19 protein-coding genes are annotated in these 18,442 nt (G+C 58.0%); 14 read left to right on the top strand and 5 right to left on the bottom strand.

Going from position 1 to position 18,442, the window contains the following annotated elements:
* Window positions 1-3 precede the first annotated feature (3 nt).
* The 3 genes from glgX to asd form a co-directional block, all read right to left on the bottom strand.
* Window positions 4-1,977, bottom strand: coding sequence for a glycogen debranching protein GlgX (gene glgX / locus AC2TE5_RS21400; RefSeq protein ID WP_032662237.1), 1,974 nt, complete (start codon window positions 1,975-1,977; stop codon window positions 4-6).
* Window positions 1,974-4,160, bottom strand: a complete 2,187-nt coding sequence (glgB, locus tag AC2TE5_RS21405) for a 1,4-alpha-glucan branching enzyme (RefSeq protein ID WP_484612319.1) — start codon at window positions 4,158-4,160, stop codon at window positions 1,974-1,976. Before glgB ends, glgX begins: the two co-directional genes overlap by 4 nt.
* 249 nt (window positions 4,161-4,409) lie before the next feature.
* Window positions 4,410-5,513 (bottom strand): aspartate-semialdehyde dehydrogenase, encoded by a 1,104-nt coding sequence (gene asd / locus AC2TE5_RS21410; RefSeq protein WP_033146834.1) that lies wholly within the window; start codon window positions 5,511-5,513, stop codon window positions 4,410-4,412.
* A gap of 177 nt (window positions 5,514-5,690) precedes the next feature.
* Here asd and yhgN point away from each other — a divergent pair, with 177 nt between their 5' ends.
* The gene (gene yhgN, locus AC2TE5_RS21415; RefSeq protein ID WP_003861574.1) at window positions 5,691-6,284 is read left to right on the top strand and encodes an NAAT family transporter YhgN; all 594 of its coding nucleotides are present in this window, start codon (window positions 5,691-5,693) and stop codon (window positions 6,282-6,284) included.
* A 104-nt stretch (window positions 6,285-6,388) separates the two neighbouring features.
* On the opposite strand, the gene tusA is transcribed toward yhgN, so the two are convergent.
* Complete coding sequence (gene tusA, locus AC2TE5_RS21420; RefSeq protein WP_436353546.1) at window positions 6,389-6,631, bottom strand: sulfurtransferase TusA; 243 nt, start codon at window positions 6,629-6,631, stop codon at window positions 6,389-6,391.
* Window positions 6,632-6,798: 167 nt separating this feature from the next.
* Between tusA and AC2TE5_RS21425 the strand changes: the two genes are divergently transcribed.
* A complete protein-coding gene (locus AC2TE5_RS21425) occupies window positions 6,799-7,464 on the top strand; it encodes a 7-cyano-7-deazaguanine/7-aminomethyl-7-deazaguanine transporter (protein ID WP_032648297.1) in 666 nt (221 codons plus the stop codon).
* Between the two features lie 72 nt (window positions 7,465-7,536).
* Window positions 7,537-8,094 carry a DcrB family lipoprotein gene (locus tag AC2TE5_RS21430; protein WP_484612320.1) on the top strand — a complete coding sequence of 186 codons (558 nt, stop codon included), beginning with the start codon at window positions 7,537-7,539 and terminating at the stop codon, window positions 8,092-8,094.
* Between the two features lie 4 nt (window positions 8,095-8,098).
* Here the strand turns inward: AC2TE5_RS21430 and AC2TE5_RS21435 are convergent, their stop codons facing one another.
* Complete coding sequence (locus AC2TE5_RS21435; RefSeq protein ID WP_484612321.1) at window positions 8,099-9,316, bottom strand: MFS transporter; 1,218 nt, start codon at window positions 9,314-9,316, stop codon at window positions 8,099-8,101.
* A gap of 145 nt (window positions 9,317-9,461) precedes the next feature.
* Here AC2TE5_RS21435 and AC2TE5_RS21440 point away from each other — a divergent pair, with 145 nt between their 5' ends.
* The 11 genes from AC2TE5_RS21440 to AC2TE5_RS21490 all read left to right on the top strand — a co-directional run bounded on the left by AC2TE5_RS21440 (window position 9,462) and on the right by AC2TE5_RS21490 (window position 18,441).
* Window positions 9,462-10,511 (top strand): AI-2E family transporter, encoded by a 1,050-nt coding sequence (locus AC2TE5_RS21440; RefSeq protein WP_213329102.1) that lies wholly within the window; start codon window positions 9,462-9,464, stop codon window positions 10,509-10,511.
* A gap of 332 nt (window positions 10,512-10,843) precedes the next feature.
* On the top strand, window positions 10,844-11,233 hold the full coding sequence (locus tag AC2TE5_RS21445; protein ID WP_484612322.1) for an LptM family lipoprotein: 390 nt from the start codon (window positions 10,844-10,846) through the stop codon (window positions 11,231-11,233).
* Between the two features lie 69 nt (window positions 11,234-11,302).
* Entirely contained in the window at window positions 11,303-12,367 is a 1,065-nt protein-coding gene (locus AC2TE5_RS21450) for a class I SAM-dependent methyltransferase (RefSeq protein WP_159515068.1), read from the top strand.
* A 67-nt stretch (window positions 12,368-12,434) separates the two neighbouring features.
* Window positions 12,435-13,157 (top strand): beta-ketoacyl synthase chain length factor, encoded by a 723-nt coding sequence (locus AC2TE5_RS21455; protein WP_484612323.1) that lies wholly within the window; start codon window positions 12,435-12,437, stop codon window positions 13,155-13,157.
* Window positions 13,154-13,969, top strand: coding sequence for a lysophospholipid acyltransferase family protein (locus AC2TE5_RS21460; protein WP_484612324.1), 816 nt, complete (start codon window positions 13,154-13,156; stop codon window positions 13,967-13,969). The genes AC2TE5_RS21455 and AC2TE5_RS21460 overlap by 4 nt, the downstream gene beginning before the upstream one ends.
* Window positions 13,950-14,207: a phosphopantetheine-binding protein gene (locus AC2TE5_RS21465; protein WP_008503081.1), complete on the top strand. Its 258-nt coding sequence runs from the start codon at window positions 13,950-13,952 to the stop codon at window positions 14,205-14,207. The genes AC2TE5_RS21460 and AC2TE5_RS21465 overlap by 20 nt, the downstream gene beginning before the upstream one ends.
* Before the next feature lie 12 nt (window positions 14,208-14,219).
* Window positions 14,220-14,471 carry an acyl carrier protein gene (locus tag AC2TE5_RS21470; protein ID WP_484612325.1) on the top strand — a complete coding sequence of 84 codons (252 nt, stop codon included), beginning with the start codon at window positions 14,220-14,222 and terminating at the stop codon, window positions 14,469-14,471.
* 6 nt (window positions 14,472-14,477) lie between these two features.
* Window positions 14,478-15,065: a COG4648 family protein gene (locus tag AC2TE5_RS21475; protein ID WP_121426143.1), complete on the top strand. Its 588-nt coding sequence runs from the start codon at window positions 14,478-14,480 to the stop codon at window positions 15,063-15,065.
* Window positions 15,058-16,419 carry a class I adenylate-forming enzyme family protein gene (locus AC2TE5_RS21480; protein ID WP_484612326.1) on the top strand — a complete coding sequence of 454 codons (1,362 nt, stop codon included), beginning with the start codon at window positions 15,058-15,060 and terminating at the stop codon, window positions 16,417-16,419. The genes AC2TE5_RS21475 and AC2TE5_RS21480 overlap by 8 nt, the downstream gene beginning before the upstream one ends.
* Window positions 16,406-16,759 carry an ApeI family dehydratase gene (locus tag AC2TE5_RS21485; protein WP_033146841.1) on the top strand — a complete coding sequence of 118 codons (354 nt, stop codon included), beginning with the start codon at window positions 16,406-16,408 and terminating at the stop codon, window positions 16,757-16,759. Before AC2TE5_RS21480 ends, AC2TE5_RS21485 begins: the two co-directional genes overlap by 14 nt.
* Window positions 16,750-18,441, top strand: a complete 1,692-nt coding sequence (locus AC2TE5_RS21490) for a glycosyltransferase family 2 protein (protein WP_484612327.1) — start codon at window positions 16,750-16,752, stop codon at window positions 18,439-18,441. Before AC2TE5_RS21485 ends, AC2TE5_RS21490 begins: the two co-directional genes overlap by 10 nt.
* Window position 18,442 lies beyond the last annotated feature (1 nt).

Raw genomic sequence — 18,442 nt, forward strand, 5'->3', positions numbered from 1 at the left:
TTATCATCTTTGGAATACGCACACTCCGTGCGCAGGCCCGTGCCAGACAGCCATTACTACCGGATTATCCGCTCCGGCAAAGGGGGGAACAGCTCGCCATTCCCCTTCAGGTAAAACAATCTCTGCGACGTCATCCGTCGCGTTCAGCGTGACCAGCCATTTATCCGACAGCAGGATTTGCAGGCGTGGTACGCCGTGTTGCCACTCTTGCGCGCTTAACGGTTGCGCGTCTTGATTCAACCAGCGAACGTTGCCGTCACCCTCTTCCCACCAGCGATCGGCGGTCAGCGCGGGGATCTGCTGGCGAAGATGGATCAGCGCAGCGGTAAAATGAATCAGCCCGCTGTTGGCTTCACCCCAGTCGAGCCAGGTTAACGTGTTGTCCTGGCAATACGCATTGTTGTTACCGTGCTGGCTATGGCCGTGCTCATCGCCTGCCAGCAGCATCGGCGTGCCCTGCGACAATAAAAGCGTTGTCAGCAGCGCATGTACGCTGGCGCGTCGCCGCTCGATAACGTCAAGGCTTCCGCCTAACCCTTCTATACCATGATTAAAGCTATGGTTATTGTTAGTGCCATCGCGATTCTCTTCGCCGTTTGCCTCATTGTGTTTCTGATTGAAACAAACGCAGTCCCTGAGGGTAAAACCGTCGTGCGCCGTCAACAGATTGACGGTGGCCGACGGGCGTTTGCCGTCGCGCTTAAAGAGATCGCTTGAAGCGGCAAAGCGTCCGGCGAACTCCCCCAGCGACAGATTCCGTTCCAGCCAGAAGCGGCGCGCGGCATCGCGGTAGTGATCGTTCCACTCGGCAAACAGCGGCGGGAAATTCCCGACCTGATAACCGCCTTCACCGATGTCCCACGGCTCGGCAATGAGCTTCACCTGCGAGAGCACCGGACAGTTTTTTATCGCCTCAAACAGCGGCGCCTGCTGGCTGAACGCCGGCGTGCGGCCCATCACGGGCGCCAGGTCGAAACGAAAACCGTCGACGTGGAACGTTTCTACCCAGTATTTCAGGCACTCATAAGCAAAATGCGTGACCGCCGGATGGCTGAGGTTGAGCGTGTTACCGCAGCCGGTCCAGTTCTCATAATCGCCATCCTGCCTGATCCAATAATAGCTACGGTTATCAATTCCGCGCATGGAGAGCGTCGGACCGTCGAGATCGCTTTCGGCACTGTGGTTCAGCACGACGTCCAAAATGACCTCAATGCCCGCCGTATGAAGCGCCTTCACCGCATCGCGAAACTCGTCCCGCGCCTTTTCCGGATGAGCGGCATAGCGTGGCTCAAGCGCGAACATCGCCAGCGGGTTGTAGCCCCAGTAGTTGCTTAGCCCCAGCCGCTGCAGGCGCGGCTCGCTGGCAAAATGGGCGACGGGCAGCAGTTCCAGCGCGGTAATGCCGAGGTGTTTCAGGTAGGCGATCATGGTGGGATGCCCGAGCGCCTTATAGGTGCCTCGCATCTCTTTGGGGATCGACGGATGCAGGTACGTCAGCCCTTTGACGTGGGCTTCATAAATGACGGTATTGCCCCACGGCGTCTGCGGCGGGGCATCGTCTTCCCAGTCATAAAGATCGTTCACCACCACGCTTTTTGGCGCGACGGGCGCGCTGTCGCGGTGGTCGGGCTCGCCGTAGCCCACGTGGAAGAGCGGGTCATCTTTAAATTCACCGTCCACGCGGTGCGCGCACGGGTCGATCAGCAGCTTCGCCGGGTTAAACCAGTGCCCCTGCGCCGGATCCCACGGACCGTGTACGCGAAAGCCGTAGTGCATGCCTGGCCGTCCTCCGGCCAGGTAGCCGTGCCAGGTATCCCCCGTGCGCTCGGGTAAATCGTAACGGTGCTCGTTACCTTCCCCATCAAAAACGCACAGTTCTACCCGCTCAGCGTGAGCGGAAAAGAGGGTGAAATTGACACCCTTTCCGTCAAAACGCGCGCCGAGCGGTTCGGGTTTACCTGCCGTAAGCTGCGTCATTCGCCCTCCCGCATCAGCCAGATGGTGCCAAGCGGCGGCAGCGTCAGGCTCAGGGAGTTGGGTCGTCCGTGGCTTTCGATGGCGTCGCTCTGTACCAGCCCGCCGTTACCGGCGTTACTGCCGTGGTAATGCATCGAGTCGGTATTCAGGATCTCGCGCCATTTACCCGGCTGGTTAATGCCGAAGCGGTAGTGTTCGCGCGGCACCGGCGTGAAGTTGCTGGCGACGACGATCTCGTTACCCGCTTTGTCACGACGCACAAAGACAAACACCGAGCGCTCGTGGTCGTCCACCACCAGCCACTCAAAGCCGTACGGATCGAAGTCGAGCTCGTGCAGCGCTTTGTGGTGGCGGTAGGTCAGGTTCAGGTCGCGCACCAGACGCTGCACCCCGTGGTGCCAGTTGTCACCGCCTTCGAGCAGATGCCAGTCGAGGCTGGCGTCGTGGTTCCACTCGCGTCCCTGAGCGAACTCATTGCCCATAAACAGCAGTTTCTTGCCCGGGAAGGCAAACATCCAGCCGTAGTAGGCGCGCAGGTTGGCAAACTTCTGCCACGCGTCGCCCGGCATGCGGTCGAGAATGGATTTTTTGCCGTGCACCACTTCATCGTGGGACAGCGGCAGCATGAAGTTTTCGGTGTAGTTGTAGAGCATCCCGAACGTCAGCTTGTCGTGATGGTACTTGCGGTGAACCGGATCCAGCTTCATGTAGTCGAGCGTGTCGTGCATCCAGCCCAGGTTCCACTTATACCAGAACCCCAGGCCGCCTAGTGACGGCGGACGGGAGACGCCCGCAAAGTCGGTCGACTCTTCCGCCATGGTCACGGCACCGTCCACCTGCTCGCCGATAATGCGGTTGGTATTGCGCAGGAATTCAATCGCTTCCAGGTTTTCACGGCCGCCAAACTCGTTCGGGATCCACTCGCCCTCTTTGCGGCTGTAGTCGCGGTAGATCATCGACGCCACCGCATCGACGCGCAGGGCATCAATACCAAACCGCTCGATCCAGTACAGGGCATTCCCGACCAGGTAGTTTGCGACTTCACGGCGACCGTAGTTGTAGATCAGCGTATTCCAGTCCTGGTGATAGCCTTCACGCGGGTCGCTGTGCTCGTACAGCTTCGTGCCGTCAAATTCTGCCAGCGCAAAGTCATCCGACGGGAAATGGCCCGGCACCCAGTCGAGGATGACGTTCAGCCCGGCGGCGTGCGCGGCATCAATGAAATAGCGGAAGTCATCGCGCGTGCCGAAGCGGCGCGTTGGCGCATACAGCCCGGTGGGCTGATAGCCCCAGCTGCCGTCGAACGGATGCTCGTTGACCGGCAGCAGCTCAAGGTGGGTAAAGCCCATCCATTTGGCATAGGGCACCAGCTGGTCGGCAAGCTCACGGTAGCTCAGCCAGAAGTTGTTATCGGTGTGGCGACGCCAGGAGCCAAGGTGGACCTCATAGACGGAGATGGGCGCATCAAAGCGGTTGGCCTGTTTACGCTCCTCCGTCTGGACGACCTTCTCCGGCAGGCCGCAAATCAGCGACGCGGTCTCCGGGCGCATCTGCGCTTCGAAGGCATACGGATCGGCTTTAATGCGCAGCTTGCCGTGGGCGTCGATCATCTCGAATTTATAAAGCTGCCCGTGGTGCGCCCCGGGGATAAACAGCTCCCAGATGCCGGTTTCCCGGCGCAGGCGCATCGGGTGGCGGCGGCCGTCCCAGTAGTTGAACTGGCCGACAACGGAGACGCGCTGGGCGTTAGGCGCCCACACGGAGAACCGCGTGCCGGTAATGCCGTCCATGGTATCGGCATGGGCACCCAGCGTTTCATAAGGGCGAAGATGCGTTCCTTCGGAGAGCAGCCAGGCATCCATCTCCTTAAGCAGAGGGCCGAAGCTGTAAGGGTCGTCAATCAGGTTTTGCTGACCGTGCCAGAGAACGGCGAGCTGATAGCGAAAAGGGTTTTTACGACGGGGCATTACGCCCGAGAAGAAGCCACGGGAATCGAGGCATTCTAGATTACCCACCTTGCGGCCGGTTTTGGGTTCAATCACCCAGACTTCTGTGGCATCCGGTAACAGTGCCCGAACTTCAAGACCATCCTCAGTATAATGCATCCCAAGCACAGAAAAGGGGTCAGCAAAATGACCCGCAATAAGCGCATTAATCACGTCTCTATCCACACGATCGGACATGGTATTCATCCTGTTTTTTATGTCGTCCTTTTTAAGCGCTCCGGGACGACTTTTAATGTGACCTGAACGGGACAGCACAAAAATGTGCATCCATTCTGCTCCGTTCGAACCTCAGGTAAGAAATGACTCTTCCTTAAAGCATAGCCAACGCTCTAGATGACTCCTGATAAAAAATAAGACATACGCGTGTTACTCCATGTAGTACGCAAAAAAAAGGGGTGAAAATCACCCCCGGTATTTAACAAATTATTACGCCAGCTGGCGCAGCATGCGGCGCAGCGGCTCGGCGGCACCCCACAGGAGCTGGTCGCCGACGGTGAACGCGGAGAGATATTCCGGCCCCATGTTCAGCTTGCGCAGACGGCCAACCGGCGTGGTCAGCGTGCCGGTAACAGCAGCCGGGGTCAGCTCGCGCATGGTGATATCGCGATCGTTTGGTACCACTTTCGCCCACGGGTTGTGCGCGGCCAGCAGCTCTTCCACGGTCGGAATAGACACATCTTTTTTCAGTTTAATGGTGAAGGCCTGGCTGTGGCAGCGCAGCGCGCCGATACGCACGCACAGACCGTCAACCGGAATGGTGTTCGCGGTCGCGAGGATTTTGTTGGTCTCAGCCTGGCCCTTCCACTCTTCGCGGGTCTGGCCGTTATCCAGCTGTTTGTCGATCCACGGGATCAGGCCACCGGCCAGCGGTACGCCGAAGTTATCCACCGGCAGCTCGCCGCTGCGGGTCAGCTGAGTCACTTTACGTTCAATATCGAGGATCGCGGACGCCGGGTTTGCCAGCTCGGTCGCGACGCTCTGGTGCAGCTGGCCCATCTGGGTCAGCAGCTCGCGCATGTGACGCGCGCCGCCGCCGGACGCGGCCTGGTAGGTCGCCACGGAGACCCACTCCACCAGATCCTGCGCGAACAGGCCGCCGAGGGACATCAGCATCAGGCTGACGGTGCAGTTGCCGCCAACAAAGGTTTTCACGCCGTTGTTCAGGCCGTCGGTGATGACGCCCTGGTTAACCGGGTCAAGAATGATGATGGCATCGTCTTTCATGCGCAGCGAAGAGGCCGCGTCAATCCAGTAGCCCTGCCAGCCGCTTTCACGCAGCTTTGGATAGATTTCGTTGGTATAATCGCCGCCCTGGCACGTGACAATAATGTCGAGTGCCTTCAGCGCTTCCAGATCGTAAGCATCCTGCAACGTGCCTGTGGTACCACCAAAGGACGGAGCAGCCTGGCCGAGCTGGGAAGTGGAGAAGAAGACCGGGCGGATAGCGTCGAAATCGCGCTCTTCAACCATGCGTTGCATGAGTACAGAGCCGACCATACCGCGCCAGCCGATAAAACCAACGTTTTTCATAGCATTTTTTTCCTGCTGAGGGTGTGTGCTGTTTGTGCAAGCCAGTATTGAACTGGGATATGCTTCACATTACAAAATGCTGCCAAAGTCGCAAGCGAAATTAATCGATGATTGCCCGGCAATCAGAAATACAGCTAATTATCATAATAACCATAGAGAATTTCAGGGATAATTTACATGAGTGAAATCATTTCCGCAGCGGTTTTATTGATTCTGATAATGGATCCACTGGGTAACCTGCCGATCTTCATGTCGGTGCTGAAGCACACCGAGCCGAAGCGCCGCCGGGCGATCATGATCCGCGAGCTGCTCATCGCCCTGCTGGTGATGTTTATCTTCCTGTTTGCGGGTGAAAAAATTCTCGCGTTCCTGAACCTGCGCGCCGAAACGGTTTCGATTTCCGGCGGGATTATTCTGTTCCTGATTGCCATTAAGATGATTTTCCCGAGCGCGGAAGGCAGCAGCAGCGGCCTGCCTGCGGGTGAAGAGCCGTTTATTGTGCCGCTGGCGATCCCCCTCGTCGCCGGGCCAACCATTCTGGCCACGCTGATGCTGCTGTCGCATCAATATCCGAACCAGATGAGCCATCTGGTGATTGCCCTGCTGATCGCCTGGGGCGGGACGTTTATTATCCTGCTGCAGTCGTCCCTGTTCCTTCGCCTGCTGGGAGAGAAAGGGGTGAACGCGCTGGAACGCCTGATGGGGCTGATTCTGGTAATGATGGCAACGCAGATGTTCCTGGACGGGATCAGGGCGTGGATGAAAGGCTAGGTAAACGCAAAACGGCAATCAAAGATTGCCGTTTTTAGTGTTTGCTCCCTCTCCCCGTGGGAGAGGGCCGGGGTGAGGGCATCAGGCCGCAGAGGACAGCCCATCTAACCCTTACGAATCAAATACCGGTACGGCAGCGCCTCGGTCTGCTGTGCCACCAGTTCATGTTCCATAAAGGTACAAAAGCCGGGAATATCGCGGGTCGTGGCCGGGTCATCGGCAATAATCAGCAGCGTTTCACCGGTCTGCATGTTGCGCACGGTTTTGCGTACCATCATTACCGGCTCCGGGCAGCGAAGGCCCTGGGCGTCAAGAGTGTGGTCTGGGCTGGAAAACAGGTCGATCATGGTCTTCTCGGTCTGGTAAAAACGGCTGTAGTTTACGCCCGGTTGCGATCAATGCAAACCAGGTTAACGATTGCGTAAAAACTAACCATTGCAATGTCCTGCCAAAGCAGTATCATGCTGCGGTTTTTATTGGGTTCCCTCACCCCAACGTATAAAAAGGTCACAATATGACGTCGTTTTCTGAATCACAGCGCGTAAAAGCGTTGTTCTGGCTTTCGCTTTTCCATTTGCTGGTGATCACCTCCAGCAACTATCTGGTGCAGCTCCCGATCTCCATCTTTGGTTTTCATACCACCTGGGGCGCGTTCAGCTTCCCGTTTATTTTCCTCGCGACCGATTTGACCGTGCGTATCTTTGGCGCACCGCTGGCTCGCCGCATTATTTTTTCGGTCATGCTCCCGGCGCTGTTCATCTCGTACGTGATTTCCTCTCTGTTTTATATGGGAAGCTGGCAGGGCTTTGAGGCGTTAACCCACTTCAACCTGTTTGTTGCCCGTATCGCCGCGGCAAGCTTTATGGCCTACGCGCTGGGGCAGATCCTCGACGTGCATGTGTTTAACCGCCTGCGTCAGAACCATCGCTGGTGGATGGCACCAACCGCCTCCACGCTGTTCGGTAACGTGAGCGATACGCTGGCCTTCTTCTTCATCGCCTTCTGGCGCAGCCCGGATGCGTTCATGGCTGAACACTGGATGGAAATCGCGCTGGTGGACTACTGCTTCAAGGTCCTCATCAGCATTGTCTTCTTCCTGCCGATGTACGGCGTGCTGCTCAATATGCTGCTGAAAAGGCTGGCAGATAAATCTGAAATCACGGCATTGCAGGCTGGTTAAGGGTTCGCTTTATCAGTTGTGATAAGATGAGCGAATGAGCCGTTATGGCCGTTTATCGAAAGGAAGAAGTCAATGCGCAATCTGGTTAAATATGTCGGGATTGGCCTGCTGGTTGTGGGTCTTGCAGCCTGTGATAACAGCGACACGAAAATGCCTGCTCAGGGCGCATCCGCAGAGAGCAACGCGACCGGCCAGCCGGTGAATCTGATGGATGGCAAACTCAGTTTCTCTCTGCCAGCCGATATGACTGACCAGAGCGGCAAGCTGGGCACCCAGGCGAACAACATGCACGTGTACTCCGACGCAACCGGGCAGAAAGCGGTCATTGTGATTGTGGGCGACGACACCAGCGAAGATCTGGCCGTTCTGTCCAAACGTCTGGAAGATCAGCAGCGCGGCCGCGATCCGCAGCTGCAGGTCGTCACCAATAAATCCATCGAGCTGAAAGGCCACACGCTGCAACAGCTCGACAGCATCATCTCTGCAAAAGGCCAGACCGCTTACTCTTCTGTGGTGCTGGGCAAGGTTGATAACAAACTGCTGACCCTGCAGATCACCCTGCCAGCGGAAGATCAGCAGAAAGCGCAGACGGCTGCTGAAAACATCATTAACACCATCGTGATCCAGTAACCCTTCACGACGATGACGTGGCCTCCGGTGCCTGCACCGGGGGCCATTTTTTTAGCCGCCACGTCAGCAGCAGCGCAATCACCACCAGACCCGCCGCGGCAAGATAGATCACCGGAACCCCTGCCCAGGCCATCACCAGCCCCGCCAGCGGGCCGGTAATGCCTAAAGACATATCCATAAACACCGTATAGGTCGCCAGCGCCGCCCCCTGATTCTGCTGCGGCACGGCTTTTACCGCCACCACGCCCAGCGCCGGGAAGACCAGGGAAAAGCCTGCCCCCGCGAGGAACACGCCCACTTTCGTGACCCAGGGCACCATCGCTATTCCGGTCAGCAGCAGCCCGACAATCTCTATCGCAAAGCAGATCATCGCCACGTTCAGCCCGCCCAGACGGTTGATGCCGTTAGGGAAAAGCAGGCGGGCGCCTACAAACGCACAGCTGAACAGGGTTAACGCAAAGGCCGCGCCGTCCCAGCCTTTGGCGTCGTAGAACAGAGTAATGAAGGTCGCGATCACGCCGAAGCCGGTGGTCGCCAGCGCCAGGGCCATGCCGTACGGCCAGACGCGCCCCAGCACCGCCCGAAACGGCAGCGGCTTGCCTTTGCTGGCCTTCACTTTCGGGCGCGGCAGCGCAAAGAGGATCGCCAGCAGCGCGACCACCATGATGGTGATGGCCAGCCCATACAGCCCCCCCAGCGCATAGCAGGCCACGCCGAGCGGCGCACCGAGCGCCATCGCACCGTAGGTGACAATCCCGTTCCAGGAGATCACCCTGCCAATGTGCGGCGCGCCTACCACCCCCACGCCCCACAGCGTCGAGCCGGTTCCCGCCAGACTTTGCCCAATGCCCAGAATGACGCGGCCCAGGCAGAGCAGCGCCAGGCTGACCAGCGGCCAGTGGCTGGTTGCGGCAGCCAGCAGATAGCTCAGGCCACTGAGGAAACAGCCGCACAGTCCCACCACCACGATGCTTTTTGGACCGAACGTGTCCGCGTAGCGCCCGGCATGCGGGCGGCTGAGGAGCGTGGCGAAATATTGCAGGCTAATCACCAGCCCCGCCCAGAAGGCGCTGAAGCCCATCACGTCATGGACATAGCCCGGCAGGACCGCCAGCGGCAGGCCAATGGTCAGATAGCTGGCAAAGTTGAAAATCACAACGGAAACGATGCGCAGATTGAGGCGCAGTCCGCTCAGTGCCGGTTCAGCGGCAGGTTCGGGCATGGGGTTCTACCTGGGTTTTTTACAACAGTGTTTCACTATTACCACGGCGCAATAAGAAAATCAGCCCCGACTTTCAGATTAACGGCCCCAGACGAAGCGGAGCCCGGGCACTACACTTACCGGGTCATCACATTAAGGAACACGCATGATCGCTAACCCGTCCGACAAAACAGGACTTCACATCTTATTAAAACTCGCCTGTCTGGTGGTTATCCTTGCGGGTATCCATGCTGCCGCCGACATTATTGTTCAGCTCCTGCTGGCGCTCTTTTTTGCCATTGTGCTTAATCCTCTGGTCACCTGGTTTTTACGCCGGGGCGTCAGCCGTCCGGTAGCCATCACCATCGTCGTCATCGTGATGCTGATTGCCCTGACGGCGCTCTTCGGCGTGCTGGCGGCATCGCTGAGCGAATTCTCCACCATGCTGCCGCAGTACAACAAAGAGCTGACGCGTAAGATTGTCGCACTGCAGGAGATGGTGCCCTTCCTTAATCTGCATATCTCACCCGAACGGATGCTGCGCCGGATGGATTCAGAGAAGGTTATGACCTACGCCACCACCTTAATGACGGGGCTTTCCGGCGCGATGGCCAGCATTCTGCTGCTGGTCATGACGGTGGTGTTCATGCTGTTCGAAGTCCGCCACGTCCCTTATAAGCTGCGCTTTGCACTGAACAATCCACAAATTCACATTGCGGGATTACACCGGGCACTGAAGGGCGTCTCCAAATACCTGGCGCTGAAAACGCTCCTGAGCGTCTGGACCGGGGTGATTGTCTGGCTGGGGCTGATGCTGATGGACGTGCAGTTCGCGCTGATGTGGGGCGTGCTGGCCTTTCTGCTGAACTACGTGCCCAATATTGGCGCGGTGCTTTCCGCCGTGCCGCCGATGATTCAGGCGTTTCTGTTTAACGGCTTCTACGAATGTATGCTGGTCGGCGCGCTGTTCCTCGTCGTGCATATGGTGCTGGGCAATATTCTTGAGCCGCGCATGATGGGGCACCGGCTGGGCATGTCGACGCTGGTGGTGTTTTTATCCTTACTGGTTTGGGGATGGCTGCTGGGCCCGGTCGGCATGCTGCTTTCGGTCCCGCTGACCAGCGTATGTAAAATCTGGATGGAAACCACCAAAGGCGGCAGCAAGCTGGCGATCCTGCTCGGGCCGGGGAGACCGAAAAGCCGGCTACCCGGGTAACCTACCTGTACAGGTAGGTTTAAACCGTCAGTAATACGCCGTAAATTACCGCGACCTTAATCCGTCGCGGTATTTTTATTTGCGTTAAGGCGATATTCGCCCTGTCTTTATTTACGCTACGCGCATTATGTTGATACGCAATTCATGATTTAACGCAAATTATAAAAAATGAAATTCTTATTTATTTTCCATGATATTATGCCCGTCTTCGCGTCAACGTAATGCAAACATTAATATTGATTAAAAATACATCTGGCGCAAACGATACGCCGGATGAATATTATTTGTAAAAACCACTACCTTTAATTGTTATTATTGATATGGAGTTGTTGATGAAAAAGATCGTTAAATGGTGTGCTGCTGCCGTATTCGTTGGCGCACTGGCAGGCTGTGCGCGTACCGCCCCAATCGCTCAGGTTCACTCTATTGTCAGCGCGGGTCATTCTGCCGATCAGGTAAAAACGGCAATTTTGAAAGCAGGCCAAAAGCGTGACTGGATCATGACGGAAGCGGGCCCGGGAGTGATTAAGGGACGTCTGCAGTCACGCGATCACTCGGTCCAGGTGAGTATTCCGTACACGGCAACAAGCTATTCAATCAACTATGAAAACAGCCTTAACCTGAAAGCGGCAGACGGTAAAATTCACAAAAATTATAACCGCTGGGTGAATAACCTCGACCACGATATTCAGCTGAACCTTTCCGCTGGCGCCGCGCTGTAATTTTTTTCTAAAGTCGGGCCGCGTATGGCCCGATAACCTCTCTTTATTGCCCTAAAAGGTTACGCAGTAATGTACGAAAAGGACACACTCAGCGCACTGGATGCCATTACCGAAGCGCAGCGCATCGCCTTTGCCCCGATGTTATTCCAGACTGCGCTTTGTCTGCGTAACTCAGGCGTTCTCGCCTGGCTCGATAAACAAGGTAAACAGGGTGCCAGCCTCGAGGAAATAACCGAACACAGCACGCTCGGCGGCTATGGCGTCAGCGTACTGCTGGATATGGGATTAAGCGGTCGAATCGTTACCCAACAGAATGGACGTTATTTTCTGGCGAAAGTGGGCCATTTTTTACTGCACGACGAAATGACCCGCGTAAATATGGATTTCACTCAGGACGTTTGTTACCAGGGACTATTTCACCTGGCGGACGCCCTGCAGGAAGAAAAGCCTGCCGGATTAGCCGTGTTTGGCAACTGGCCAACCATCTACCCGGCCTTATCCCAATTACCGGCTCCGGCGAAAGAGAGCTGGTTCGCCTTCGATCATTACTATTCTGACGCCGCTTTTGACGCTGCGTTGCCATATATATTCGCAAGCTCGCCGACAAAATTGTACGATGTGGGCGGAAATACGGGTAAATGGTCGTTACGCTGCTGCCGCTATGACGAAAATGTTGCCGTGACGATCCTCGATCTGCCGCAGCAGATAGCGCTGGCGCAGGAAAACATCGCAAAAGCAGGTTTTTCTCATCGTATTGCATTCCATGCTGTCGATATGCTTAGCCCAGCAGCATTGCCGGGTGACGCCGACGTCTGGTGGATGAGCCAGTTCCTGGATTGTTTCTCTCCGGATCAGATTGTCGCCATGCTGACGCGCGTCGCACAGGTCATGAAGCCAGGCGCACGTTTGTGCATCATGGAGCTTTTCTGGGATGCCCAGAAATTTGAAGCGGCCTCTTTCAGCCTGAATGCAACCTCGCTCTATTTCACCTGTATGGCGAATGGTAATAGCCGGTTTTACAGCGTAGAGAAGTTTTATCGCTATCTGGAGAGCGCAGGTTTCAGCGTTGAACAGCGGCTGGACAACCTTGGGGTCGGTCATACCCTGCTGATATGCACCAAACGTGAACAATAGAGCAGCTTAGCTGCCCGGGTGGCCCAGCCTGCCCTTTGAATACGGTTTTTTTCGCGGACGCGCGTAGATGAAATTTTCACTGAACATTATCGACTGGCAGGCGAGAGCGCCAGGACTCAGCGATGCCACAGAGTGGCAGGCGTGGTCGCGCCTGCAGCTGGCCGTTGACCCAGCGGCCCCGCTTCCCCGGCTGACAGCTTTACCCATGATGACCGCGCGCCGCCTCAATTCAGGCAGTAAGCTGGCGGTGGATATTGGTCTTGCCATGCTGCAAAACCACGCCATTGATGCCGTCGTCTATGCCAGCCGTCACGGCGAGCTGGAGCGCAACTACCGTATTCTGCATGCTCTGGCGACCGGGCAGTCCGTTTCCCCCACCGACTTCGCCATGTCCGTGCACAATTCCGCGGTGGGCAATCTCACGATTACCGCACGCCAGCCCATCGTCTCGTCATCCATCTCTGCCGGGCTGGACACCTTCCAGCAGGCCTTATGCGAAGTGCTGAGCCTGCTGCATGCGGGCTACTCCCGCGTCCTGCTGGTCGATTTTGACGGCGCGCTGCCGGAATTTTACCATCCGGCGCTACCGCCGCAGATGCCCACCTGGCCGTACGCGCTGGCGCTGGTGATTGAATCCGGCAACGACTTGCAGTGCGAAACCCGCAGCGGCAGCACGGGTGAAGAACCTGCCCTGCCGCAAAGCCTGATGTTCCTGCAACGTTATCTCAGCGAGGAACGTCAGTTTGTAGTGCCGGGCGAACGTTTGCTGTGGCAATGGACGCGCGCATGAACCGCCTGGCCGCCCGTATCAACTGGTTATGGCGTCTGGCGATGACCGGCTTCTGCTTCGCGCTGTTTGGCGTGGGCGGGCTGCTGCTGTCGCTGGTCTGGTTCAACCTGCTCCTGATCGTCCAGCGCGACCGCGCCAGCCGTCGTCGCCTGGCGCGTCGCAGCATTGCGGCCAGCTTCCGCTTCTTCCTGACCGTGGCGCGCAGCCTCGGAGTACTGGACTATCGCATTCACAATCTTGACGCGCTGCGCAGCGATCGGGGTTGTCTGGTGGTGGCTAACCACCCCACGTTAATTGACTACGTGATTCTGGCGTCGGTGATGCCGGAAACCGACTGTCTGGTGAAGAGCGCGCTGCTGCGCAACCCCTTTGTCAGCGGCGTTATCCGCGCGGCGGACTACCTGATTAACAGCGAAGCCGAGCCCCTGCTCGCGGCCAGCCGGCAGCGTCTGGCTCAGGGCGACACGCTGTTAATCTTCCCGGAAGGCACGCGTACCCGGTTTGGCGAGGCCATCTCCCTCCAGCGCGGCGCGGCAAATATCGCCGTGCGCTGTAACAGCGATCTGCGGGTGGTGCTGATCCACTGCAGCGAGCACCTGCTGGATAAAAAAAGTCGCTGGTATGATGTACCGCCAGAAAAACCTGTCTTCACCGTGGATGTCCGCGACCGCGTGAACATTGACGAATTTTACGATGCAAATGAACAAGAACCGGCGCTGGCGGCAAGGCAGTTAAACCGGCATCTACAGCATCGATTAACATCAGGCCTTCAATCTTTGTCAGGAATTAATGATGCAAGCGCTTTATCTTGAAATTAAGAATCTCATTATCACCACGCTGAATCTGGACGAGCTTACCGCAGAGGACATTGACACCGATGCCGCGCTGTTTGGCGATGGGCTGGGTCTCGACTCTATCGACGCGCTGGAACTGGGTCTGGCCGTGAAAAACCAGTATGGCGTGGTGCTTTCCGCCGAAAGCGAAGAGATGCGCCAGCACTTCTTTTCCGTCGCCACGCTGGCGTCCTTTATTAACGCTCAACGCGCCTGAGATGTGATCACGATGACCGAACAAGAAACCATTTATCAGGAAGTCCGTGGTCTTCTGACCAAGCTTTTTGAAATCGACCCGCAGGATATTTCGCCCGAAGCCCGTCTTTACGAAGACCTGGAGCTGGACAGCATTGATGCGGTGGACATGATTGTTCATCTGCAGAAAAAAACGGGCAAGAAAATCAAGCCGGAAACCTTTAAATCGGTTCGTACCGTTCAGGATGTGGTTGACGCCGTCGAACAGCTTCTGCGCGAAGAGTAAGACACCGTGCGTGGTGGACGGACGTTCCCGGTCATCCCACTGCTGACGGGGCTGATGCTGCTGGCGTGGCCCTTCCTGATTGGATTTGGGCTGACGCACAACAGCCTGCAGTGGCTGTTACCGGTGATGGCGCTGGTATTGCTGCTGCGGCTGCGTCAGGCGCAGCGGAACGCTGGCCCGATGCGGTATGTGGTGCAGTGCGTGGCGCTGGCGGGTATCGCGCTCTGCGCGGCCAGCTACCTGCTGAAAACCCACCAGTGGCTGCTGCTCTACCCGGTGGTCGTCAACCTGGTGATGCTGGCCGTGTTCGGGGGTTCGCTGTGGACCGCGATGCCGCTTGTCGAACGGCTGGCGCGCCTGCGCGAGCCAAATTTGCCCCCGGAGGGCGTGCGCTATACCCGCAAGGTGACCCTCGTCTGGTGCGGCTTTTTCATCGGTAACGGCGCGATGGCGCTGTTCACCGTCCTCCACGGCGACATGCGTCTGTGGACGCTGTGGAACGGTATGGTGGCCTACATCCTGATGGGGACGCTGATGGCGACAGAGTGGCTGGTGCGCCAGCGGGTGATAAAAAAAGAGATGCACAATGACTAACCCCCTTCCGCTGGGCCAGTGGCTAAACGCGCCGCGCCCTGACGACACGCCCGTAGCCTGGCTTGACGATCGTACCTGGACGCTGGGCCAGCTGCGCCACGACGTGACCTTACTGGTCGCCACCCTGCGTCAGCAGGATGGCGAGCGCTGGGCGCTGTGCTTTGAAAACAGCTACCTGTTTATTGTTGCGCTGCTGGCCTCGCTGCACGCCGGTAAAACGCCGGTCATTCCCGGCCATAGCCGCGTCTCGCAGCTTGAAGAACAGCAGGCGTTGTTTAGCGGCGTTCTGAGCGATCGGACTCTCGGCTTCCATGGGCAGCTGATCGTGGTGGCCTCCAGCCATCAGACGGCTAGCCGCTGGACGCCCCTGCCGGAAATTGACGAAAGCCGCTTCGTTGAGCTGTTCACCTCCGGCTCCACGGGTACCCCGCGCCGGGTGATTAAGCACATCGTCAGTCTGGATCGTGAAGCCCGTCTGCTGGCTGACCGCTTCGGCGAGCGTCTGGCCAGCTGTAGCGTTGTCGCCTCGGTCGTACCGCAACATCTGTACGGCCTGACTTTCCGCATCGTATTGCCGATGGCGCTGGGCCTGCCGCTGCATGCCGCGATGCTCTACTACGCAGAGCAGCTGGCCGCTCTTCCTCATGACAGGCATTACCTGTTCATCAGCAGCCCGGCGTTCCTGAAGCGCCTGGATACCGAGCTGGCCGCGCCGCCCGTCAGGATGCTGATTTCAGCAGGCGGAATGCTGCCCTGGTGTGACGTATCCACCACCGCGGGTTGGCTTAACATCTGGCCGGACGAAATTTATGGCAGTACCGAAACCGGGATCCTCGCCTGGCGCCATCGCCAGCAGGATAACGTGCCGTGGCTCGCGTTCCCCGGCGTTATCTTCCATCAGGAAGATGAAGCCTGTCGCGTCACGTCGCCACTGATCCATGAGGAAGAAGGGCTCCAGCTGGACGATATCCTCCACTTCGACAGCGAGGGGCTGTTCAGCATCGCCGGTCGTCGCGGGCGGGTGGTCAAAATTGAAGAAAAGCGCATCTCGCTTAACGAGATCGAACGTCGCCTGCTGGAGCTCGACGGCATTTGCGAAGCGGCTGTACTGCCGGTCACGCGCGGAGGCCGTCAGGGGATTGGCGCGCTGCTGGTCCTGGACGAAGCGGTTCGTCAGCGTGGATATATGCAGGATAAAAAAGCGCAGGAATTTGCCTGGCGTCGCGCCCTGCTGCCGTGGCTTGAGCCGGTCGCCGTTCCGCGCTACTGGCGCATTGTCGATGAAATGCCGGTAAACAGTATGAACAAGCGTGTCTATGCGCAGTTAGAGGAGTTATTTCATGAAAATTCATGAAATTGAGCGCCACCAGACACAGCCGGAGAAGCTGGAAATCATTTTGCATCTCGACGCGGCGCTGTTCTGGTTTCAGGGCCATTTTGCCGTACAGCCGCTGCTGCCCGGGGTTGCGCAGCTTGACTGGGTGATGCACTACGCCACGACCTTACTGGCACCGGGCTACCGCTTTCACAGCATTCAAAACGTGAAGTTCCAGGCGCCTCTGCTGCCGGAAACCACGGTGACGCTGGTGCTTGAGTGGCATGCCGAACGTCAGATGCTGACCTTCAGCTACCAGCGTCACGCCGGGGCGGAACGCCATACCGCCAGCAGCGGAAAAATCCGTCTATGTCAGTGATCTTTCGCCCCTGCGTGCTGATCCCGTGCTACAACCACGGCGCCATGATTGCCAGCGTGCTGTCGCGTCTCGCACCGTTCGGCCTGCCGTGCCTGGTGGTGGATGACGGCAGCGAAGCGATCACCCGTCAGGAGCTCGAACGCCTGGCGGCGGAGCAGCCGCAGATGACGCTGATCCGTCTGGCGCAAAACGCCGGGAAAGGTGCCGCGGTCATCAGGGGGCTGGAGGCGTGCGCGCGCGCGGGCTATACCCACGCCGTGCAGGTGGACGCGGACGGTCAACACGCCATCGAAGATATTCCCAAACTGCTGGCGCTGGCGGAGCGCCACCCGGACGCGCTGATTTCCGGCCAGCCCATTTACGATGATTCCATTCCACGCTCGCGACTCTACGGGCGCTGGGTAACCCACGTCTGGGTGTGGATTGAGACCTTATCCCTGCAGCTTAAAGACAGCATGTGCGGCTTTAGGGTCTACCCGGTTGCGCCCACGCTGCGGCTGGCAGCGCGTGAGCCGCTCGGTAAACGCATGGACTTTGACACCGAAGTGATGGTCCGTCTCTACTGGCAGGGCAACACCAGCGTCTTTCTGCCCACCCGCGTCACCTATCCGCAGGACGGGTTGTCCCACTTCGACGCGTTAAAAGATAACGTGCGGATCTCCCTGATGCATACCCGGCTGTTCTTCGGCATGCTGCCCCGCATGCCCGGCCTGCTTTTCCGTCGACGCCGCCAGCACTGGGCGCAGCAGGACGAGGTCAAGGGGCTGTGGGGGATGCGACTGATGCTGCGCGTCTGGGAACTGCTGGGGCGACGGGCCTTTACCGTGCTGCTGTGGCCAACGATCGGGGTGTACTGGCTTATCGCGCGTCCGGCGCGGCAGGCCTCGCGGCAGTGGATTAAGAGAGTGAAGCAAGAACTGCGTCAGCGGAACATGCCTGTTCCCTCACGGCTCAACAGCTTTTTCCATTTTATGCGCTTCGGCAATGCGATGCTGGATAAAGTCGCCAGCTGGCGCGGTGAGCTGAAGTTTGATCGCGACGTGGTCTTTGCCCCCGGCGCGAGCGAAGCGCTAGATATCGCGGCGCCGCAGGGCAAGCTCCTGCTCGCCTCGCACCTTGGCGACGTAGAAGCCTGCCGGGCGCTGGCTCAGCTCGAAGACAGCAAAATCATCAACGCCCTGGTCTTCAGCGAAAACGCCCAGCGCTTTAAGCAAATTATGAGCGAAATGGCGCCCCAGGCCAGCGTGAACTTGATGTCGGTTACCGACATCGGCCCGGACACCGCGATTGCCATCAAAGAGAAGCTTGAGCGCGGAGAGTGGGTCGCCATTGTGGGCGATCGCATCGCGGTGAATCCGCAGCGTGGCGGCGAGTGGCGCGTGATCTGGAGTCCGTTCATGGGCCAGCCTGCGCCGTTCCCACAGGGGCCGTTTATCCTGGCCTCTATCCTGCGCTGCCCGGTGGTGCTGATTTTTGCCCTGCACCAGCAGGGGAAGCTCACCCTGCACTGCGAACCGTTTGCCGACCCGCTGCGCCTGCCGCGCGGTGAACGCCAGCAGGCACTGCAGGATACCGTCGATCGCTACGCGCAGCGGCTGGAGCATTACGCCCTCATGTCGCCGCTCGACTGGTTTAATTTTTTCGATTTCTGGCATCTGCCAGAGTCCAGAGAGAAGGAGTAAA

This window comes from Enterobacter sp. N5-15 (assembly GCF_057221635.1).